21 protein-coding genes are annotated in these 20,964 nt (G+C 65.5%); 11 read left to right on the top strand and 10 right to left on the bottom strand.

The genetic code is table 11. The features are described 5' to 3' along the window. The first annotated feature begins 121 nt into the window (after positions 1-121). The 3 genes from thiL to THI_RS00505 are packed head-to-tail and all read left to right on the top strand — an operon-like array spanning position 122 to position 2,128. Positions 122-1,093 (top strand): thiamine-phosphate kinase, encoded by a 972-nt coding sequence (gene thiL, locus THI_RS00515; protein WP_013104259.1) that lies wholly within the window; start codon positions 122-124, stop codon positions 1,091-1,093. Beyond that, positions 1,090-1,611 carry a phosphatidylglycerophosphatase A family protein gene (locus tag THI_RS00510; protein WP_013104258.1) on the top strand — a complete coding sequence of 174 codons (522 nt, stop codon included), beginning with the start codon at positions 1,090-1,092 and terminating at the stop codon, positions 1,609-1,611. Before thiL ends, THI_RS00510 begins: the two co-directional genes overlap by 4 nt. 4 nt (positions 1,612-1,615) lie before the next feature. After that, positions 1,616-2,128: a CinA family protein gene (locus THI_RS00505; RefSeq protein WP_013104257.1), complete on the top strand. Its 513-nt coding sequence runs from the start codon at positions 1,616-1,618 to the stop codon at positions 2,126-2,128. 12 nt (positions 2,129-2,140) lie between these two features. Here the strand turns inward: THI_RS00505 and THI_RS00500 are convergent, their stop codons facing one another. Further along, complete coding sequence (locus THI_RS00500; protein ID WP_013104256.1) at positions 2,141-2,761, bottom strand: glutathione S-transferase C-terminal domain-containing protein; 621 nt, start codon at positions 2,759-2,761, stop codon at positions 2,141-2,143. Positions 2,762-2,921: 160 nt separating this feature from the next. Between THI_RS00500 and purB the strand changes: the two genes are divergently transcribed. Beyond that, the gene (gene purB, locus THI_RS00495) at positions 2,922-4,325 is read left to right on the top strand and encodes an adenylosuccinate lyase (protein ID WP_013104255.1); all 1,404 of its coding nucleotides are present in this window, start codon (positions 2,922-2,924) and stop codon (positions 4,323-4,325) included. 17 nt (positions 4,326-4,342) lie between these two features. Further along, complete coding sequence (locus THI_RS00490; RefSeq protein WP_013104254.1) at positions 4,343-4,705, top strand: phage holin family protein; 363 nt, start codon at positions 4,343-4,345, stop codon at positions 4,703-4,705. 68 nt (positions 4,706-4,773) lie between these two features. Here the strand turns inward: THI_RS00490 and htpX are convergent, their stop codons facing one another. The 3 genes from htpX to def form a co-directional block, all read right to left on the bottom strand. Then, positions 4,774-5,643 carry a zinc metalloprotease HtpX gene (gene htpX / locus THI_RS00485; protein ID WP_013104253.1) on the bottom strand — a complete coding sequence of 290 codons (870 nt, stop codon included), beginning with the start codon at positions 5,641-5,643 and terminating at the stop codon, positions 4,774-4,776. A 75-nt stretch (positions 5,644-5,718) separates the two neighbouring features. After that, positions 5,719-6,675: a methionyl-tRNA formyltransferase gene (gene fmt / locus THI_RS00480; RefSeq protein WP_041609070.1), complete on the bottom strand. Its 957-nt coding sequence runs from the start codon at positions 6,673-6,675 to the stop codon at positions 5,719-5,721. A gap of 35 nt (positions 6,676-6,710) precedes the next feature. Then, positions 6,711-7,217, bottom strand: a complete 507-nt coding sequence (gene def / locus THI_RS00475; protein WP_013104251.1) for a peptide deformylase — start codon at positions 7,215-7,217, stop codon at positions 6,711-6,713. 342 nt (positions 7,218-7,559) lie between these two features. Here def and THI_RS00470 point away from each other — a divergent pair, with 342 nt between their 5' ends. The 4 genes from THI_RS00470 (at position 7,560) to THI_RS00455 (ending at position 11,343) form a co-directional block, all read left to right on the top strand. Further along, positions 7,560-8,711 (top strand): LysM peptidoglycan-binding domain-containing protein, encoded by a 1,152-nt coding sequence (locus THI_RS00470; RefSeq protein WP_013104250.1) that lies wholly within the window; start codon positions 7,560-7,562, stop codon positions 8,709-8,711. Positions 8,712-8,741: 30 nt separating this feature from the next. Continuing rightward, positions 8,742-9,881, top strand: a complete 1,140-nt coding sequence (dprA, locus tag THI_RS00465; protein ID WP_013104249.1) for a DNA-processing protein DprA — start codon at positions 8,742-8,744, stop codon at positions 9,879-9,881. Positions 9,882-9,974: 93 nt separating this feature from the next. Further along, positions 9,975-10,433, top strand: coding sequence for a Smg family protein (locus THI_RS00460; RefSeq protein ID WP_013104248.1), 459 nt, complete (start codon positions 9,975-9,977; stop codon positions 10,431-10,433). A gap of 61 nt (positions 10,434-10,494) precedes the next feature. Next, a complete protein-coding gene (locus THI_RS00455; RefSeq protein WP_013104247.1) occupies positions 10,495-11,343 on the top strand; it encodes a hypothetical protein in 849 nt (282 codons plus the stop codon). Between the two features lie 58 nt (positions 11,344-11,401). On the opposite strand, the gene secF is transcribed toward THI_RS00455, so the two are convergent. The 3 genes from secF to yajC form a co-directional block, all read right to left on the bottom strand. Then, entirely contained in the window at positions 11,402-12,355 is a 954-nt protein-coding gene (secF, locus tag THI_RS00450; RefSeq protein WP_013104246.1) for a protein translocase subunit SecF, read from the bottom strand. A 39-nt stretch (positions 12,356-12,394) separates the two neighbouring features. Then, positions 12,395-14,365, bottom strand: a complete 1,971-nt coding sequence (gene secD, locus THI_RS00445; RefSeq protein WP_013104245.1) for a protein translocase subunit SecD — start codon at positions 14,363-14,365, stop codon at positions 12,395-12,397. Positions 14,366-14,483: 118 nt separating this feature from the next. Continuing rightward, positions 14,484-14,819, bottom strand: coding sequence for a preprotein translocase subunit YajC (gene yajC, locus THI_RS00440; RefSeq protein WP_013104244.1), 336 nt, complete (start codon positions 14,817-14,819; stop codon positions 14,484-14,486). A gap of 416 nt (positions 14,820-15,235) precedes the next feature. On the opposite strand from yajC, the gene argC reads away from it, so the two are divergent. Next, positions 15,236-16,294, top strand: a complete 1,059-nt coding sequence (gene argC, locus THI_RS00435; RefSeq protein ID WP_013104242.1) for an N-acetyl-gamma-glutamyl-phosphate reductase — start codon at positions 15,236-15,238, stop codon at positions 16,292-16,294. A 76-nt stretch (positions 16,295-16,370) separates the two neighbouring features. Next, on the top strand, positions 16,371-16,748 hold the full coding sequence (gene erpA / locus THI_RS00430; RefSeq protein WP_013104241.1) for an iron-sulfur cluster insertion protein ErpA: 378 nt from the start codon (positions 16,371-16,373) through the stop codon (positions 16,746-16,748). Positions 16,749-16,811: 63 nt separating this feature from the next. Here erpA and THI_RS00425 read toward each other — a convergent pair whose 3' ends face one another. From THI_RS00425 to THI_RS00415, 3 genes are read right to left on the bottom strand one after another with little or no spacing between them, the layout of a single operon-like run. Continuing rightward, positions 16,812-17,924 carry an anhydro-N-acetylmuramic acid kinase gene (locus tag THI_RS00425; RefSeq protein WP_013104240.1) on the bottom strand — a complete coding sequence of 371 codons (1,113 nt, stop codon included), beginning with the start codon at positions 17,922-17,924 and terminating at the stop codon, positions 16,812-16,814. Next, positions 17,914-19,314, bottom strand: coding sequence for a M23 family metallopeptidase (locus THI_RS00420; RefSeq protein ID WP_013104239.1), 1,401 nt, complete (start codon positions 19,312-19,314; stop codon positions 17,914-17,916). The genes THI_RS00425 and THI_RS00420 overlap by 11 nt, the downstream gene beginning before the upstream one ends. After that, complete coding sequence (locus THI_RS00415) at positions 19,307-20,737, bottom strand: M23 family metallopeptidase (protein WP_013104238.1); 1,431 nt, start codon at positions 20,735-20,737, stop codon at positions 19,307-19,309. The genes THI_RS00420 and THI_RS00415 overlap by 8 nt, the downstream gene beginning before the upstream one ends. Between the last annotated feature and the right edge of the window lie 227 nt (positions 20,738-20,964).

Below are 20,964 nucleotides of genomic sequence, written 5' to 3'. Positions count from 1 at the left end.
CGCGGCCGTCGTGAACGTTTCGCATCTTGTCGCCGCACGGGAAGCAGGCATTGTAGGAGCCTGCCCGCGCACCGATATGCGAACATGGCGTGCATACCACCTCTGATCGCATAGCCTTTCCATGACTGCACCGCTCGGCGAGTTCGATCTCATCGCCCGCTACTTCACCCGGCCCGTGCGCCGCGCCGCTTTAGGCGTGGGCGACGATTGCGCCTTGCTCGCCGCGCCCGCCGCAAATGAACAAATCGCCATTTCCAGCGACATGCTGGTGGAAGGTCGGCATTTCCTACCCGGGGCCGATCCGGACGCTTTGGGACACAAGGCGCTGGCGGTCAACCTGTCCGATCTGGCCGCCGTGGGCGCAAGGCCGCACGCTTTCACCCTGGCGATTGCCTTGCCCGAGGCCGATCCACGCTGGCTCGAAGGCTTTGCGCGGGGCCTGTTCGCCTTGGCCGAAGCCCACGACATCGAACTGGTCGGCGGCGACACCACCCGCGGCCCTCGCAACCTCTGCATCACCGTGCTCGGGTTCGTGCCCCGCGGCCTGGCGCTGCTGCGCAGCGGCGCGCGGCCCGGCGACGACCTTTGGGTCTCGGGCACCGTGGGCGACGCCCGGCTGGCGCTGGGCCATCGCCTGGGCGAATGGACGCTGGATGCGCAGACGCAAGACTCGACTTTTCCGCGCATGGATCGCCCCGAGCCCCGCGTCGCCCTCGGTCTGGCGCTGCGGAACGTGGCGCAGGCCGCGCTCGACATTTCCGACGGCCTGCTTGCCGACCTCGGCCACCTCCTGCGCGCAAGCAAGGTGGGCGCCACCGTCGATGCCGACGCCTGCCCGGCCAGCGCGGCACTTCGTTCCCAACCCCTGCAGCGCCGCCGCCTGTGCCAACTCGCGGGCGGCGACGATTACGAACTCCTGTTCACCGCTCCGCCCACCGAACGCAACGCCGTGGCAGCCGCCGCAGCACAAGCCGCCACGCCCGTCACCCGCATCGGCCGCATCGACGCCGAGCCGGGCCTGCGGCTGATCGACGCGAGCGGACAGGTGTTGGACAATGTCTATGCGGGCTTCGACCATTTCCGCACACCATGACCGCCCCCACCCCCATTCCCGCCGCCGCACAAGGCGCTTCCTGGCGTTTCATGTGGCGCAACCCCCTGCATGTGCTCGCGCTGGGTTTCGGTAGCGGCCTGTCGCCCGTCGCACCGGGCACTGCAGGCACGCTGTTCGCCTGGGCCAGCTATGCCCTGCTTTCGCTCTGGCTGGGCCCGCTGAGCTGGGCTGTGGTCATCGGCGTGGGCGCCGTGATCGGCATCTGGGCCTGCGGTCATACCTCGCGTGCGCTGGGCCTCGAAGACGCCTCGCCCGTAGTGTGGGACGAGATCATCGCCTTCTGGCTGATTCTGCTGCTCGTCACCCCGGCGGGCTGGGCTGAGCAACTGGCCGCTTTTCTATTGTTTCGCGCTTTCGACGCCGGTAAATGGCTGGCCGTAGGCTGGGCCGACCGAAATGTGAAAGGCGGCTTCGGCATCATGCTCGACGACCTGATCGCCGCCGCTTTCACGCTGCTGGTCATGGCGCTGGGCATCCGGCTTTACGCCCTGTTCTGAGTCCATGACCAGACCCGACTTCGACGCGCTTTGCCGCCTTGCGGCCGATGTCGGCGCGGCCTATCGCCCGCGCGGCTGGCGGCTGGCCACGGCCGAATCCTGTACTGGCGGGCTGGTCTCGGCGGCCGTCACCAGTGTGGCCGGGTCGAGCGACTGGTTCGACCGGGGTTTTGTCACTTACAGCAATGCCGCCAAATCCGATCTGCTCGGCGTGAACCCGGCGCTGTTTGCGCAAGTCGGCGCGGTGAGCCCGGAGGTCGCCAGCGCGATGGCGCTGGGCGCACGGCAACGCGCAGGGGTGGAGGTCGCCGTGGCGATCACCGGCATCGCCGGGCCGGGCGGCGGCACAGCAGAAAAACCGGTGGGCACGGTGTGGTTTGGACTGGTCTGGGGAGCGGGTGGCGCGGTACACAACGAAACCCGTCACGCGCTGTTCAAGGGCGACCGGGCCAGCGTGCGCCTTCAAGCCGCCGAACTGGCGCTGCTGTGGCTGCTGCAGGCGGCGCAGCCCGCGTAGAAGTACGGGCGTTCAGCCTTGCGGCGGCACCGTGTCGCGGAACGACGGGCGCTGCATCAACTTGTCGTAAAGCTTGGCGAGGTTGGGGTACTGCTGCTGCCAGTCCATTTCGGGAAAACGGAACACCACATAGCCCAACGCGGCTCCCACGGCAATGTCGGCCAGGGTGAAGTGGTTGCCGCAGCAAAACGGCTTGTCAGCCAGTCCGGCCGCCATGGCCTTGACCCCGGCCTCCACCTTGCCCATCTGCCGCGCAATCCAGGCCGGGCTGCGCTGCGCTTCGGTGCGGCCGGGCCAGGTCTGCTCCAGCCGGGCCGTGGCCGCGGCGTCCATCACCCCATCGGCCAGAGCCTCCCAGGTACGGACTTCGGCACGCTCGCGTCCACCGCCGGGAATGAGTTTGCCCACGGGCGTGAGGGTATCGAGATATTCGACGATCACCCGCGAGTCGAAAATCGCCTCGCCATCATCGAGCACTAGGCAAGGCACCTTGCCCAGCGGATTGGAGCGGCCGATCTGGGTCGCGTCCGACCAGACGTTCTCTTCTTCCCACTTGGCGTCGATTTTTTTCTCGGCCAACGTAATGCGCACTTTGCGAACGTAGGGACTGGTCAGGGATCCGATGAGTTTCATGTTCTGGTGCGCGATCAATAGGCGAATCAGTATATCAACGGGCTCTCTCAAGGAAACGCAGGGCCGTCCCAAGTTTTCTACATCCCCACGGGGGGCGGGCTGGGCGTAGCCCGGCCCTGGGGGCTCTCAGATGAGAGCGCCGCCTTTCTACAATGACGGCATGAGCACGAACCCCACACCGCAATCCGCCGCGCTGTCCACTCTGGACGCGCTTTCGCCCCTGGATGGGCGCTATGCCGCCAAGGTCGACGCCCTGCGCGCGCATCTGTCCGAGGCTGGGCTGATGCGCAGCCGCGTCCAGGTTGAAGTGGCCTGGTTCATCGGCCTGTCCGATCTGGGCCTTGCAGAGTTCCCCGCCTTGTCGCCATCGGCCCGCAACGCGCTGGGCGACCTGGTTGCCCGCTTCGGCAGCGCGCAGGCCGCCGAAATCAAGGCCATCGAGCGCACCACCAACCACGACGTCAAGGCGGTGGAGTACTGGCTCAAGGCGCAAACGGCCGAGATGACCGATGTGCACCGGCACGCCGAGTTTTTCCACTTTGCCTGCACCTCGGAAGACATCAACAACACCGCGCATGGGCTGATGCTCGCAGGCGCGCGGCGTGAAGTCGTCATGCCGCTGCTGCAGCGCGTGCTGCGCCGACTGCTCGACCTCACCGCCGAGTTGGCCGAGCAGCCCATGCTGTCGCGCACCCACGGCCAGACGGCCAGCCCCACCACGCTGGGCAAGGAGTTTGCCAACGTCGCCCACCGCTTGCAGCGCGCCATGGCGGCCATCGAGTCGGTCGAGCTGACCGCCAAGATGAACGGCGCGGTGGGCAACTACAACGCGCATCTGGCGGCCTACCCCGAGGTGGACTGGGAGGCCTTCTCGCGCAAGGTGGTCGAATCGCTGGGCCTGAGCTTCAACCCCTACACCATCCAGATCGAGCCGCACGACGCGATGGCCGAACTGTTCGACGCGGTCGCCCGCGCCAATACTCTGTTGATCGATCTCAGCCGAGACATCTGGGGCTATATCTCCTGGGGCTACTTCAAGCAGAAGACCAAGGCGGGCGAGATCGGCTCGTCCACCATGCCGCACAAGGTGAACCCCATCGACTTCGAGAACGCCGAGGGCAATCTGGGCATCGCCAACGCGCTGCTGCGACACCTGAGCGACAAGCTGCCGATCTCGCGCTTCCAGCGCGACCTGACCGATTCCACCGTGCTGCGCAATATGGGCGTGGCACTGGGCCACAGCGTGCTGGCCTGGGACTCGTTGCTGCGCGGGCTCGACAAGCTGCTGGTTCATCCTCAACGGCTCGATGAAGACCTCGACAACGCGTGGGAAGTGCTGGCCGAACCGGTACAGACCGTCATGCGCCGCCACGGCCTGCCCAGCCCTTACGAGCAGCTCAAGGAACTGACCCGCGGCAAGGCCATCACGGCAGACTCCATGCGGGGCTTCATCAAAGGGCTGAATCTGCCCGAAGACGACCGCCAACGCCTGCTCGCCATGACACCGGCCAGCTACACCGGACTGGCGGCCGAACTGGCCAAGCGTTTGGCCGCAGGCCGCTGAAGCCCGGGAGGCCCGATATGCTCAAACTCTTGCTCAAGTGGCTGCTTTCCGCCTGCGCCCTGCTGGCTGTGGCCTACCTCTACAGCGGCGTGCAGGTCTCAGGTTTTGGCGCGGCCATGTGGGCGGCACTGTTCATCGGCCTGCTCAATGCGCTTGTGCGGCCCATTCTGTTCATCCTCACGCTGCCGATCACCATTCTGACCCTCGGGCTGTTTTTCTTTGTGCTCAACGCCGCCATGTTCTACGCGGCGTCAGGCGTGATCGACGGCTTTCATGTGCGCAGCTTCGGCGCGGCGCTGCTCGGGTCGATTCTCTACAGCATCGCCGGGGTCATCATCGACAGCGCGCTGGAAGGGGTGCAATTCGGACGGCGCCGGTAAGCGGCGTCCAGCAAAAAGCCCGGCTGACCGTGAGGCCTGCCGGGCTTTGCTTTGCCCTGCGCCGACGCTCAGCCTTGCCAGGCCTGTGCCGTGCCGGTCTGCGCCATCTGCATCAGCCGCGCCACGCGCTCTTCGGTGGCCGGGTGGGTGCTGAACAGCTTGGCGATGCCGCCGCCGTGCAGGGGGTTGAGAATCATCATCTGCGCCGTGGCCGGATGCGCCTCGGCGGCCTGAAACGGCACGCCGCGCGCGTAAGCCTCGATTTTCTGCAAAGCAGAGGCCAGCGCGGCCGGATCGCCCGAGATTTCGGCGCCGCCACGATCGGCCTCGAACTCGCGAGCGCGGGAAATTGCCATCTGGATCAGGCTCGCAGCCAGCGGGGCCAGAATGGCCACGGCAATGCTGGCGATGGGATTCGCCGGTCGACCTTCGGAGTCTCGTCCACCGAAGAACATCGCGAAGTTCGCCAGCGCCGAAATGGCCCCGGCCATGGTGGCGGAAATGGTGGAAATCAGAATGTCGCGGTGCTTCACATGCGCCAGTTCATGCGCCATCACCCCGCGCAACTCACGCGCGCTGAGTACCCGCAGGATGCCCGTAGTGGCCGCCACCGCCGCGTGCTCCGGGTTGCGGCCGGTGGCGAAGGCGTTGGGCGCGTCTTCCTGGATGAGATAGACCCGCGGCATGGGCAGCCCGGCGCGCTGCGCAAGCTCCTGCACCATGGCGTAGAACTGGGGCGCGCTGCTGGCGTCGACCTCCTGCGCGTTGTACATCTTCAGCACCATCTTGTCGCTGAACCAGTAGCTGAAGAAGTTCATGCCCAACGCGAACAGCAGCGCCAGAATCATGCCTTTCTGTCCGCCCAGCATGGAGCCGATGACCACGAACAACGCGGTGATCGCAGCCATCAGGATTGCGGTTTTCAGGATATTGAACATGCTTCGCTCCGATACGTTTGGATACAACAGCGCTAGATTGTGCAGCGAATCAAAAGTTCAAGGCCGCAAAGGGGCTTAACTTAGCGTCAAGCCCGTGAGGTCGGCCCCGCCCTGCAGCCATTGCGCCACGCTCTGCATTGTGCCGCCGGGTTTTTGCAGTCGTGTGATGCGCAGCACGCCGCTGCCGCAAACCACATCCAGGCCTTCGGCCGTCATCTGCCGCACCAAGCCGGGCGGGCCGACATGTGGTGCCGTCAAAGCCTCAGCCGCACCCACCTTGACGACCCCGCCGTCCGGCAAGGTGAATTGCGTCCCTGGCCAAGGCGTGAACGCTCGCACCCTCCGGGCGAGCAGTTCCGCCGGCAAATCCCACTGCAACAGCGATTCGTCCTTGCTGATTTTCGCGGCGTACGTCACCCCGGCTTCGGGCTGCGGACGCGGGCGCAGCTCGCCGCGTTCCAGCGCATCCAGTCCCTGAACCACCAGGGCCGCGCCCAAGACGGCGAGTTTGTCGTGCAGGGTGGACGCGGTGTCGGTGGATTCAATAGGCAGGGCCTGCTCCAGCAGCATGTCGCCCGTGTCGAGCCCCGCATCCATCTGCATCAGGGTGATGCCCGTCTGCGCATCGCCTGCCTCGATCGCCCGCTGGATCGGGGCCGCTCCGCGCCACCTCGGCAGCAGCGAGCCGTGAATATTCAAGCAGCCCAATCGCGGCAGCGTCAGCACCGACGTCGGCAGAATCAGGCCGTAGGCCGCCACGACCAGCACGTCCGCCTGGGCGGCGCGCAATGCCGCGTGTGCCTGCGCGGCCTGTTCGGCATAGCGCCCGTCCAGTCGCAGACCTTGGGGTTGAATGACCTCGATTTGCGCCGCCGAAGCAACTTGCTTGACCGGGCTGGACTGCAGTTTCATGCCGCGGCCCGCGGGGCGGTCGGGCTGAGTCAGCACCAGAGGCACGGTGTAGCCCGCGCTCAGAATGGCGCGCAACGCCACCGCGGCGAACTCCGGCGTGCCGGCAAACGCCACGCGCAAACGGCGCGCCGAAGGGGAGGCGGGCATGGACTGGCTCAAGCGGCCTGCCTCTGCCGTTTGAGCATTTTGGTCTTGATCCGGTTGCGTTTGAGCGGCGAGAGGTAATCGACAAAAACCTTGCCCAGCAGATGATCCATTTCATGCTGAATGCACACCGCAGTCAGCCCGTCGGCGTCCATCTCGAAGGGCTGGCCCTGCGCGTCCAGCGCGCGCACCCGCACCGTGGCCGGCCGCGTGACTTTGTCATAAATGCCAGGGACGGACAGGCACCCCTCTTCCCATTCCTTGTCTTCCGCGCTGTGCCGCACGATTTCCGGGTTGATGAGCGCCAGAGGTTGATTGCGTTCTTCCGAGGTATCCATGACGATGATGCGCTCGTGCACATCGACCTGCGTCGCGGCCAGGCCGACGCCATTGGAGGCGTACATGGTCTCGAACATCGCCGCCACCAGGGCGCGCACCCGCTCATCGACCGCCGCAACCGGCTTGGCCACGGTGTAAAGACGCGGATCGGGATATTGAATAATGGTCAGTTGTTCCATGGCTCGCATTTTAGTTATTTGCGATGGAAAAGGCTTTATCCATTGCAAAAACGGGGGTGGCCGGCTCTGCACGCGCCGTCGGTCGGGCGCGCCCGCAACATTCTTGCAACTGCCGTCCCGTCCAAACACCGACCAAACGGTGATTTGATTGCCGCATCAAGGTGTTGCGTGCACAATGTGCTCAACAATTTTGAGATATGGGCCCTGGAATCGCAAATTTCCACGGGGGGCAGATTCACAAAAGACCACACCGCGCCGGATGTGGCCACCGTTTCGATCTGGGGACTTTGCGCCATGCTGAGACAGGCTTTCCACCACCCTTTCAACCTCTTTTCACCTCGTATGAGCTACCGCGCTCTGGCTACCGCGCTGGCGCTGGCCACTGCGGCGCCCTGGGCATGCGCCGCCAACCCATCGGCCGCCGCGCCCGCGCTGCATGGTCTGCCCAACTATCCGGTGGCTCCGGCGCAGCGCGCCCAGGCTGAACTGACCGCGCAGACCGGCGTGCCGGTTTCCGAGCTGGCGGCCAAGGCGCCTTCGCGCTACACCGTCAAACGCGGCGACACCTTGTGGGCAATTTCAGGCATGTACCTGCGCAAGCCCTGGGACTGGCCCAAGCTGTGGGGCATGAATCTGCAGCAGATCCGCAACCCGCACTGGATTTTTCCGGGGCAAGTGCTGTATCTCGACATTTCCAATGGCCGCGCCCGCCTCACCATGGGCAGCGGCAGCCAGGGCATCCCCACGGTGAAGCTCAATCCGCAGGTCGAATCCAGCCTGCTGCCGCCCGAAGGCATTCCCACCATCTCGCCCGAACTTATCGCGCCCTTCCTCACCCAGCCGCTGATCGTCGAACCCGACACCCTCGAAGCCTCGCCGCGCATCGTGGCCTTGCCCAAGGGGCACACCATGGCGTCGCCCGGCACGCAGGTCTATGTGCGCGGTGATGTGAGCAAGGCCACGCGCTATCAGATCTATCGTCCGGCCAAGCCGCTGGTCGACCCGGCCACGAAAAAAATCATCGCCTACCAGGCCGAATATCTCGGCACGACCAATTTGGTCGAGCCGCCCTCCGGGCCGGATGCGGTGTCGGTGTTCCGGGTCGATGGCATCGAGCGTGAAGTCGGCGTGGGCGACCGGCTGGTCATCGCGCCGCCGCGTGAATTCGTCAACTACACCCCCCACGCCCCGGCCAAGCCGATCAGCGGCGACATTGTCTCGATCTACGGCGATCTGAGCATGGCGGCCAAGAACAGCGTGGTCGCGCTCAACCGCGGGGCCGACGACGGGCTGGAGCGCGGCGACGTGCTGGCGCTGTGGCACAACAGCCGCATGGTCAAAGACTCGACGGCGCCCGGCAAACCCGAGATCGAACTGCCCGACCGCCGCGTGGGCGTGATGATGGTGTTTCGCACCTTCAAGCATGTGGCCTATGCGCTCATCCTGTCGGCCGACGAACCGGTTGAAGTCGCCGACCGCTTCACCCAGCCCTGATCGCCGCAGCGGCCTTCGGCACGGTCGAGCATGACGCCGCCTGAAGACCTCGCCGACTGGCTGCGGCTGATGCAGACTCCGGGCGTTGGCGCCCTCACCGCGCGCCAACTGCTCAGCGCCTTCGGGCCGCCATCGCTGATTTTCCAGACCTCGCACGCCGCGCTGACTCGGGTGGTCAGCGCCGCCGTCGCCTCGGCGCTGCTGGCCGACCCCGACCGCGAAACCCAAGACCTCATCGCACGCACCCTGCAATGGGCCGCCCAGCCGGGGCAGTCCTGCATCACCCTGGACGATCCGGCTTATCCGCAAAGCCTGCTCGACATCACCGACCCGCCGCCCTTGCTTTACGCCTTGGGCAATGCCGCGCTGCTGGGCGCCCCACGGCGGCTGGCCATGGTGGGCGCACGCACCCCCACCGCGCAGGGCGAGCGCGATGCCCAGGCGTTTGCGCAGGCATTCAGCGAAGCCGGGGTCACCATCGTGTCGGGATTTGCCCTGGGCATCGACGCGGCCGCGCATCGCGGTGCCCTGGCCGCGACGGGCGAGCACGCCGGTTCGACCATCGCCGTGCTCGGCACCGGCTGCGACCGCGTCTATCCGCCACGCCACAAGGAACTGGCGCATCTCGTGGCCGATCGCGGGCTGCTGCTGTCCGAGTTTGCGCTGGGCACCGCTCCCGCCAAGGGCAATTTTCCGCGCCGCAACCGCCTCATCAGCGGCCTGTCACGCGGGGTGCTGGTAGTTGAGGCCGCAACGCACTCCGGTTCGCTCATCACCGCGCGGCTGGCTGGCGAGCAGGGGCGCGAAGTCTTTGCCATGCCCGGCTCGATCCACAACCCCCTGGCGCATGGCTGCCACCGTCTCATCCGCGAAGGCGCCAAGCTCGTCGAAACCGCGCAAGACGTGCTGGAGGAATTTGCCTGGGATGCGCGCCCCGCCGCGAAAACCACGACGGCAGACGCATCGCCCGCCGCGGAAGCCCCGCCCGAATGCGACACCGAATGCGACATCCTGCGCACCCTCGGCTACGACATCCGCAGCTTCGACGATCTCAGCGCGCGCACCGGCTGGCCTGCCGACCGGCTGGGCGCGCGCCTGCTCGAACTTGAGCTGGAGGGCCAGGTCGCGCGCCTGCCCGGCGGCCGCTTTCAGCGCATCGCCCGCGCCTGAAATCCGGCCACCCTTCGCGTGCTCCTGACCCGGCCTGATGCCGGGAGAAAACCGCGAAACAATCCGTCATCGCGTCATGCATAGAATGGCCTCATGTTCGATATTCTCATGTATCTCTACGAGTCCTACTGGCATCCGGAAGCCTGCCCCGAGTTCGGGCAGCTCACGCGCAAACTCAGCGCGGCCGGGTTCGAGAGCGACGAAATCCACGAAGCCATCGACTGGCTTCGCGGGCTCGACAGCGCCGTAGGCGGCCTCAAGACCCAGCACGAGCAGAGCGCACACGCCATTCGTCTTTACGCGCAGCAAGAGCTCGACTGCCTGGGGCTGGAAGCCATCGGCTATCTCAACTTTCTCGAAAGCGCCGGGGTGCTCAAGCCGCATCTGCGCGAACTCACCATCGAGCGCGCGCTGGCCACCGGCATGCAGCCGCTGCCGCTGGAGCATCTCAAAACCATCGTGCTGTTGATTTTCTGGCGTCTGGACGAAGAGCCCGATGCCCTGATCCTCGACGAGCTGTTCGTCGAAGCCGAAGACCGCGTGGTGCATTGAGCTAACTGCTGCCGCTCGGCTTCGGCCACGACTCGCCCAACCCCTCCCTGAAAGATTTCCGATGCCAGTTTCCCCCATCCGCATCAGCCTGGGCGCCGCCCTGCTGGCCAGTCTCGCCCTCGCCGGTTGCGGCGGCGGTGCGACCAACACCAACTATTCCGGCTCGACCGTCACAGGGCAGGTGCTCATGGGGGCGAACAGCCCGGTGAACGGCAACGGCACCAACAATGTCTGCGCCTACGCCATCGTCAATGGTCAGGGCAATCCGCTGACCACCACGGTGACGCCATACACCAGCTATGGCACCGTGCTGGACTGCGTGCCTTCAGCGGCCGATGGCAGCTTCAGCATGAACCTCACTAGCTTCTACGGCCCGGTCCTGCTGCAAGTCGTGGGCGGCACGTATAGCTACAACGGCGCTTCGCAGGCGCTCAACAGCCTGACCTCCACGGCGCTCAATCTCGCCGCCAGCGCCAGTAACGCCGCACTGGCGACGAACGCCAGCCTGCAAGCGATGGTGAACGTGGGCGGTGGCGGAACGGTCACGGCCAACATCACCCCGCTGACCACTTTCGCCGTGGCCCGTATCACCCCGAACAGTGGCCTGACGCTCGCCAACTACACCGCCTCGCTGCAAGACATCGCCGGGCAATTCGGCCTGGGCGGCTTGGCTCTGGCCACGGAGGTTCCCACGGCTGGAGATGCTTACGACAAGGCGCTGATCGGAGTGGATCAGTACCTGCTCAATATGGGCACCACACTCGGCACCACCGACGACCCCTACGGCGCCAATCTGCTCAACTGGACCAATCTCGGTTCAGCCACCACGGCAGGCACTGTTTCTGCGGATTACAGCACGGCCTACAACCAAGCCAACGGTACGACCGGGGTCAGCTTCAACTTCAACTGACCGTCTCGGCGCCCACAAAAAAGCCAGCTCACGCTGGCTTTTTTGTGGGCGCCTGATTTCAGACCACCGCGCCCGCGTTCGGGTCGTTGCGGTCGCTGGGCTTGTTGCCGCCCGGCTTGATCAGGTCTTCGCGTTTCACGCCGAACCACATCGCCAGCGCGGCGGCGACGAAGACCGAGCTGTAGATGCTCATCGAAATGCCGATGATCAGCGCCAGCGCGAAGTAATGCAGCGCCGGGCCGCCGAAGAAGAACATGGAAAACGCCATCGCCAGCGTCGAGCCGTGGGTGATGACGGTGCGGCTGATGGTGTTGGTGATGGCGCTGTCGATCACCTGCACCGTGGTGTATTTACGGTACTTGCGGAAGTTTTCGCGCACCCGGTCGAAGATCACCACCGACTCGTTCACCGAATACCCCAGCACCGCCAGCACCGCCGCCAGCACGGGCAGGGAGAATTCCCACTGGAACAAGGCAAAGAAGCCGAGCACGATGATCACGTCGTGCAGGTTGGCGAGGATGGCCGCCACCGAGAACTTCCACTCGAAGCGCACCGCCAGATAGGCGACGATGCCGAAGATCACCAGCGCCAGCGCCTTGAGACCATCGGTGGCCAGCTCAGACCCCACCTGCGGGCCGACGAATTCGGTGCGGCGCTGCTGCGCCTGCGGGTCGGCGGCCAGCAGCCCGGCCATGACCTTGGTGCTCTGCTCCGAGCTGGTCTCGCCCTTGTGCAGCGGCAGGCGGATGACCACATCGTTGGCGTTGCCGTAGGCCTGCACTTGCGCATCGGCGTAACCGAGTTTGCTCAGGGTGGCGCGGATGCCGTCGATGTTCGCCCCCTGGCTGTAACCGACTTCCATCACCGTGCCGCCGGTAAATTCGATCGACAGATTGAGCCCGCGGGTGAAGAGGAAGAACACCGCGGCGGCAAACAGCACCGCGGAGACGACGTTGAACGTCAGCGCATTGCGCATGAACGGGATATCGCGCTTGATACGGAAAAATTCCATGATGTGCCTTGAATCGGAAGTCTTTGGGCCGTCGGCGGATCAATGCACCTTGCGGCGCGGCTTGGTGGTGCGCGGTGTGGGTGCGTCCAGCGGCTTTCCAGCTTTCACCGCGTCACTCGCGGCGCCGGACGACAGCGCTCCCGCCGCGCCTTCAGCCGCTTGCGGCTTCCAGATCTGGCCGATGGAGATGCTGTGCAGGCGGCGCTTGCGGCCATACCAGAGGTTGATGATGCCGCGCGAGAAGAACACCGCCGAGAACATCGAGGTGAGAATGCCCAGCACGTGCACCACGGCGAATCCCCGGATGGCGCCCGAGCCGAAGATCAGCAGCGCGACCCCGGCAATCAGCGTGGTGACGTTGGAGTCGAAGATGGTGGCCCAAGCGCGCTCGTAGCCGTGGAAAATGGCGTTTTGCGGACTGGCGCCATTGCGCAGTTCCTCGCGGATGCGTTCGTTGATCAGCACGTTCGAGTCGATGGCCATACCCAGCGCCAGCGCCATGGCCGCGATGCCGGGCAGAGTGAGTGTGGCCTGCAACATGGAGAGCACCGCCACCAGCAGCAGCAGGTTGACCGCCAGACCGATGGACGACACCACGCCGAAGAACATGTAGTAGATCGACATGAAAATGACGATGGCAACAAAGCCCCAGGTCACCGAATGGAAGCCCTGGCTGATGTTCTGCTGCCCCAGGCTGGGGCCGACGGTGCGCTCTTCGATGATGTTCATCGGCGCAGCCAGAGCGCCGGCGCGCAGCAGCAGCGCGGTGTCGTTGGCTTCCTGCACGGTCATGTGGCCGGAGATCTGTACCCGGCCGCCGGCGATTTCGCTGCGGATCACCGGGGCGGTGATAATTTCGCCGCGTCCGCGGTCGAACAGAATCATGGCGGTGCGCTTGCCCACGTTCTCCCGCGTGACTTGCTGGAAGATGCGGGAGCCCTTGGAGTCGAGGGTGAGGAACACCGCGGGCTCGTTGGTCTGCTGGTCGAAGCCGGGCTGGGCGTCGGTGAGGTTGTCGCCGGTCAGCAGCACGTCGCGCTTGACCACCAGTTTGCCGCCATCGCGGTCCGGAAAGATCTGGTCGCCAGCGGGCAGCGGGCCCTGCCCGGCCAGCGCGGCCTGAGCTGCGGCGCTGTCGTCCACCATGCGTACTTCGAGTGAGGCGGTGCGGCCGAGAATGTCCTTGGCCCGGGCCACGTCCTGAATACCGGGCAGCTCGACCACCACGCGGTCGCGACCCTGTTGCTGGATGATGGGCTCGGCCACGCCGAGTTCGTTGATGCGGTTGTGCAGGGTCTGGATGTTCTGCTTGATGGCGTAGTCTTCTTCCTGCGACACGGCGGCAGGCGTCAGACTGGCGCTGAGGCTGTAGGAGCCTGCGGGCGCTTGCGGGGCCAGCTGCAAATCGGGATGCTGACGGGTGATGAGTTCCTTGGCCGTGTTCAGTGCGCTGGCATCGACAAAAACGCCCTGAAGGGTGTCGCCCACGCGTTCGAGCTTGGTGTAGCGCGCGTCCTTGTCGCGCAAATCGCGGCGCAGCTCGCCGGAAATCGAGTCGAGCTTTTTGTGCACGGCCGCCTGCATGTCCACCTGCAGCAGGAAGTGCACGCCCCCGCGCAGGTCGAGACCGAGGTACATGGGATTGGCGTTGAGCGCCGTCAGCCACGCGGGCGAACGCGACAGCAGATTGACCGCGACCACATACCGCGGATCGTCCGCATTGGGGTTGAGCGCCTTGGCCAGCACATCGCGCGCCTTGAGCTGCACGCTGGTGTTGCTGAAGCGGTAGTTGACCGTGGCGCCGTTGAAGTCGGCCGAATCGGGCTTGAGGTTAGCCGCGTCCAGAATCTGCTCGCCTTTGAGCAGCAGGGCGTTGTCCACCTTGCCGCCGTTGGTGCTTGAAATCTGCACTGAGGGCGATTCGCCGTACAGATTGGGCAGCGCATACACCACGCCAACCACCAGGACGACGACCATGATGAGATATTTCCACCAGGGATAGCGATTCATGACAACGACCTCGTTTCACCCGCCGATGAGGCGCGGGTTCAAATAAAAATCCCGCACAAGTCGGGCCTGCACGGTTGGGCCTGCGACGGGGCGGGCCGACAGGGACGCATGGACGCGCTCAGATGCCGCTCTTGATCGTGCCCTTGGGCAGCACCATGGTCACCGCGCTGCGCTGCAGCAGTACCTCAGTATTCGCGGCGATTTCCAGCGTGACATAGTTGTCGTTGATTTTGCTGATCTTGCCCACGACGCCGCCCGTGGTCACCACTTCGTCGCCCTTGGCCAGCGCGGCCAGCATGGCGCGCAGTTCCTTTTGCTTTTTCATCTGCGGACGCAGCATGACGAAGTACAGGATGACGAACATCACGATGATGGGCAGCAGGCTCATCAGGGTGGAACCTGCACTGGGTGCGGGGGCAGCAGCTTGCGCGTGGGCAACAGAAATAAGGTTCATGGGGAAGATGGAACGGTGGATTTCATCGGCATCCTGGCTCGTGGCCAGGGTCGGTTAGCCGCGTATTGTCGCAAAGCTGAGGCCGGGTGCCGCAAATTTCTTCAAAGACCTCATGAGAAAACACCGGGCCGCCCCAAGTTTCCTTGTCCACCTCGCAGCTTGCAAGCTGCTCGGATTCGGCTCCGTCCAAGCTGCCGCAGGGCAGCTTGGAGCCGCGGGCCCCATCCCCCACGGGGGGCGGGCTGGGCCGCCCCCTTCCCGACCTCCCCCACGAGGTGGGGGAGGTGAGATCACTCCCTCCCCACTTGTGGGGAGGGTTGGGGTGGGGATTGCCCGGCCCAGGGGGCTCTCGTTCGCCCCGCCCCCTGTCGCACAAAGACCATAAGATGTCTGCTTTCATTTGAGGGCCCAGCACTATGAAACGTCTGCGCATCGGCATCGTTGGCGGTACCGGCTACACCGGGGTGGAGCTGTTGCGGCTGCTGGCCCGCCACCCCCAGGCTGAGCTGGCCGCCATCACCTCGCGCAAGGAAGTGGGCACCCCGGTGGCCGATATGTTCCCCAGCCTGCGCGGGCAGGTCGATCTTGCCTTCACCACGCCGGACGACGCACCGCTGCACACCTGCGACATCGTCTTTTTCGCCACGCCGCACGGGGTGGCCATGGCTCAGGCCCGGCGACTGCTCGATGCCGGTGTGCGCCTTATCGATCTGGCCGCCGACTTCCGCCTGCAAAACCTGACCGAGTTCACCCAGTGGTACGGCATGGAGCACGCCTGCCCCGATCTGCTGCAAGAAGCGGTTTACGGCCTGCCGGAACTGCACCGCGAGGCCATTGCCAAGGCCCGTATCGTCGCCAATCCCGGCTGCTATCCCACCACGGTGCAGCTGGGCTTTGCCCCCCTGCTGCGCACCCCCGGCCTCGTGGAGGCCACCCACCTCATGGCCAACTGCGCCTCGGGGGTTTCGGGCGCGGGACGCAAGGCGGAAATCGGTCTGCTGTTCAGCGAAGCTTCGGACAATTTCAAGGCCTACGGCGTCAAAGGGCACCGGCATGGGCCTGAAATCAACGAACAACTGCGCCGCATCGCGGGCGCGCCCCCCGGCAGCAGCGCGGTCGACTGCCTGTTCGTGCCGCATCTCACCCCCATGATTCGCGGCATGCATGCCACCTTGTCGGCCCGCCTCACGCCCGCCGGGCAGGCACTCGACCTGCAAGCGCTGTACGCCTCGTTCTATGCGAAAGAGCCTTTCGTCGATGTGCTGCCGCCGGGCAGTGCGCCTGAAACCCGCTCGGTGCGCGGCGCCAATACCCTGCGGCTCGCGGTACACAAGCCGCGCCCTGACATGGCCGTGATCCTGGTCGTTCAGGACAACCTCACCAAAGGCGCCTCGGGCCAGGCGGTGCAGAACATGAATGTGATGTTCGGCCTGCCCGAAAACATGGGACTGGACGGGCTGGCGGTATTGCCCTGATTTTTGCCGTAAACCCGCAGACGGGAACAAGGTCTTGCGCAGCACTAAAATTGCGTACAACTTAAAGGAGTACCCCATGAGCGCCATGCTTGATACCGCCCCCACCGCCGAAATGGCCGCCCCGCCCGCCCCCCTGCTGTTCACCGACAGCGCGGCGGCCAAGGTCAAGGAGCTGATTGACGAGGAAGGCAACAATGATCTGAAGCTGCGCGTGTTCGTGCAAGGCGGCGGCTGCTCCGGCTTTCAGTACGGCTTCACGTTCGACGAAGCGGTGAACGAAGACGACACGCAGATGGTGAAAAACGGCGTCACCCTGCTGATCGACGCCATGAGCCTGCAATATCTGGTGGGCGCCGAGATCGACTACAAGGATGGCCTCGAAGGCGCCCAGTTCGTCATCAAGAACCCGAACGCCACCACCACCTGCGGCTGCGGCTCGTCGTTTTCGGTTTGAGCGAACGCCTTCGGCTGGCTTAAAAACGCCCTGAAACCGCCTTTGAAGGCGGTTTTTTGGGTTTCAAGCCGGATAGACCGCCCCGAGCACCCGTGGGCCAGCGGCCCCTGTGACGGCGGGCAGGTTGCTTGGCAGCCCCAACAAGGTTTGCTGCGCCAGCCAGGCGAAGGCGGCGGCTTCGACCTGTTCGGCGGGTATGCCGCTGTGGTCGCTCGGGCGGCAGGTCACGCCGGGGAGCGCCTGCTGTAGGCGGCTTAGCAGGTCGGTATTGCGCGCGCCGCCGCCGCAGATCACCAACTCGCAGACGGCGGGCATGGCGCGCCGCAACGCCTCGGCCACGCTGTGCGCGGTCAATGCCGCCAGCGTGGCCTGCACATCCTGGGGCGAAGCTTGGGCCGCATGAGCCGACAGATGACGTTCGAGCCAGGCCGGATGAAAGTCGTCGCGCCCGGTGCTTTTTGGGGCGACACGCGAGAAGTAGGGATCGGCCAGAAATTGCGTGAGCAAATCCGCCCGCACCGCGCCGCCCGCCGCCCAGGCGCCTTGGGCGTCGTAAGGATGCCCGAGATGGCGCTGCGCCCAATGATCGAGCAGGGCGTTGCCGGGGCCGGTGTCGAAACCGAGGGTGCGGCCATCGGCAAACAGCAGGCTGAGATTGGCAAAGCCGCCGAGGTTGAGTATGGCGACATCGGCGCCCGCCACCGCGAATACGGCGCGATGAAACGCGGGCACCAGCGGCGCGCCCTGGCCGCCGGCCGCCACGTCGCGGCTGCGGAAGTCGGCCACCACCGCGATGCCGCAACGCTCGGCCAGCAAGGCCGGCGCATTGATTTGCGCGGTGTAACCGAGATCGGGACGATGACGCACCGTCTGCCCATGCGCCCCGATGGCGCGAACCGATGCGGCGCTCACACCGCTGTCGCGCAGCAGGGTGGCGACGACTTCGGCGTAGAGATCGGCGAGTTGCTGCGCGGCGAGGGCGCTGCGGTGCAGTTCGTCGAAATCAGCCGTGTTGAGGGCGAAAAATTCAGCGCGCAACCCCGTGGGAAATGCCCGCGCCGCATGCGCCAGCACCCGAGGCGGCGTGCCGGGCGCAGATTCAAGCAGCACGCCATCGACCCCGTCGAGCGAAGTGCCCGACATGAGCCCGATGAACAGGCCCGGTTCAGTCGACACGCGCCAGCCGCACGGCGTCGTCACTGCCAGCCGCCTGGGCGAGTTGGGTGCGCATCACGGCGGTGGCGGCGAAGAACGAGGCTTTTTCGCCCGGTGGCAAAGGTTTGCCCTGCGGCACATAGCTGGCCATGCGCAGCGGATCGATCAGTCGCCCGGCGGCATGAAATTCGAAATGCAGATGCGGCCCGGTGGAGGTGCCGGTATTGCCGGTCTTGCCGATGTTCTGGCCTTCGCTCACGGTCTGGCCCGGCTTGACCGCAATGCTGCTCAAGTGGGCGTAGACCGTCTCGAAACCGCCGGGATGCGCGATTTTGATCACATTGCCATAGCCGCTCTGTACCCCGGCAAACTTCACCCGGCCCTCGGCGACGCTGGGCACCGGAGTGCCGATGCGCGCGGCGAAATCGACACCCTCATGCATTTCACGGCGCCCGCTCAACGGATGCATGCGCAGGCCGAAGGGCGACGTCACCTTGGCGCCCGGCAGCGGCGTCGTGGCCCAGGCTTTTTCCAGCCCCTGGCCGGCAGGGGTGTAGTAGCCACCGGCGGCCTCACCGTGCGCGGCAAACCACACTGCCTGACGCACCACGCCACGGCTGCGCACTTCCGCCGCCAGCAGGCGGCCCGGGCGCAGCTCGCGGCCGTCGAGCGTCTGCATTTCGTACACCAGCGCGACCTGATCGCCCTTGCGCAGGCTGCGGCGCAAGTCGATCTGTGGAGCGAATGCCTTGACCAGCTGCGCACCGACTGGCGAAGGTACGCCGGACTGGCTCAGCGCGGTCGTCAAAGCGCCGCGCACCGATATGTTGGCCAGCCGCGTGCGGGGTTCGAGCTTGCGTTCGGTGGTCGATACCTGCAAGGTGCCGTCGGCACCGGGCTGCACCGTGAGTTCGCGCCAAACTGGGGCGGCCAGCGGATCGGTTCCCGCAGGCATGGGCAGCACGGCGGCAAGCTGCAGCAGTTCACCCTGTGCATTCACCTGCGCCCGCACGGGTTCGGGCCCGCCGCCTGCGGCGAGCAGCGCGCGGAAACTTGCATTCTTGCCGAGCTGCGCGATGGCGGCCGGATCGGTCACGCCCAGGCGTTTGAGCAATTGCTGCACGGTGTCCCGATGCCGCACCGAAGTGCTGCTGGCATAACGCAGATCGACCGCAGCAAGCGCTTCGGTCTGTCCCTGCACATCGTTGTCGAGCACGGTAGCGAGAGTGGCGCGCGGCGGCAGCTGCGGCTGCGCCTCGACCAGGGCATAAGCCCCGGCGCTGCTCAGCAGCAGAGCGCCGCCCACGCTGGCGGCCAGACGCCGCGGATGCGCACGCAGCGCCTGCACCACCTCGGCCGAGCGTTGCGACACCCACAGCGCCGCGTCTTGAGCGCGCAGCGGCTTAGCCATGCTGCGGCTCCTTGGCGGCCTGCGCGGCGGCATCGACCACCGGGCTGCCGCCATCGATGACGGCAAGCAGATGGCGCGGTTCAGCCGTTTGCGCCAGAAATTCCGGCTTGAGCGCGGCCGGAACCGCCGTGCCCTTGGGCGAATAGTGCGCAATGTCCAGGGGATTGACCGGCGTGCCGTGCACGAAAAACTGGAAATACACATGCGGCCCGGTGGACCAGCCGGTATTGCCCGACAGCGCCACCACCTCGCCTTGCTTGACCGACTCGCCCACATGCACCTTGAACGCGCTCAGATGCGCATAGATGGTGGCAAAACCGCCTGGATGATCGACCTTGACGTATTTGCCGTAGCCCGTGCCCCAGCCCGCATACACCACGCGGCCGTCGGCGATGGTCTTGACCGGCGTGCCCACGGGAATGGCCAGGTCGATGCCCTTGTGGAATTCATGGAAGTGCATCACCGGGTTTTCGCGCCAGCCCCAGCCTGAAGTGATGCGGTCGTAGGGCAGGGGGGACAGCAGAAAGGCGCGACTCAGGCTGTCGCCATTGGGCGCGTAATACCCGGAAACTTTGGCGCCCCCCTTGGCATCGCCCTTGGCGTCGAACCACACGGCTTTGTAGTCGTGGCCCTGGTTGACGAATTCCGCCGACACCAGGCGGCCATCGGCCAGCGTCTGGCCCTGCGCCTGATAGACCCGGTACACCACATTGAAACGGTCGCCCGGACGCAGATTGCGGCGGAAGTTGATCTGGGTGTCGAACACGTCGATCAGTTGCGAGGCCACGTTGCGGGGCATCCCGGCCTCGTCGGCTGCGGCGAAAAAGCTGGATTTCACCGTGCCGCTGGCCACACGCAAAACCGGCTGAACGAGGCGCGATTGCGTCTGCACGTCCCAGCCTGTTGGCGTGGCCTTGACCGTCAGTTCGCGCAACTGGCGCGCCTTCTGGCCGCCCTCGGCCACCGGCTTGAGCCCGGGCAAACGGCCGTGCAGCGACTGCAATTCGCCCAGATTGCTCACCTGGGCCGCGACCACGCGGCCGGGATCTCCGGTGACCAGAGCCCGCAAATCGGCTTGCGCGCTGAGCTGGCGCAACTGCTGCGGATCGGTCACCTGCAGACGACGCAGCAGCGATTCGACGGTATCGCTCGCCCGCACATGCGCCGTGGTGTAGACCACCTGATCGGCATTCGAGAGCTCATCGGCCTGCTGCGGCGCGGTGCTCGCCACCGCCACGCTGACCCAGGTCGGCGCGGGCGGATGCGCCTGCGGCCCTTCGTAAGCCAGGGCGAAGGCGGCGGCGCTGGTCAGCAGCAAACCACTTCCCACCCCCGCCAAAACCCGTTTGCGATGCTGATGCATCCAACCGGCCAAACTCTGCGCGCCTTGCGCCGCAGACTGCTTGAATTCGACAAACGACATTCCCACTCCTCACACTTCAGGCTGTGGCGCGCACGCCGTCCCGACAATGGAAAGTGGCGCCGAAGGCTCTGCCTCCGACACCGTGATGGCGCCACCGACAACGGGCGGCGAGACGCGGCAAGCATCTGCGAGCGCACCCTGGGCGCGGCTGAACGGTCTGCGCATGTGTGTTTCACACTCGCTTGCCGCCCAACAGTCACGCTGTGGCACCGAATACACTGCACCCT

Origin of the sequence: Thiomonas arsenitoxydans (assembly GCF_000253115.1) — a bacterium.
Lineage (GTDB): Bacteria > Pseudomonadota > Gammaproteobacteria > Burkholderiales > Burkholderiaceae_C > Thiomonas > Thiomonas arsenitoxydans.
Note: the sequence above shows the minus strand (reverse complement) of the source record. Positions and strands in the feature narration are given on the sequence as shown.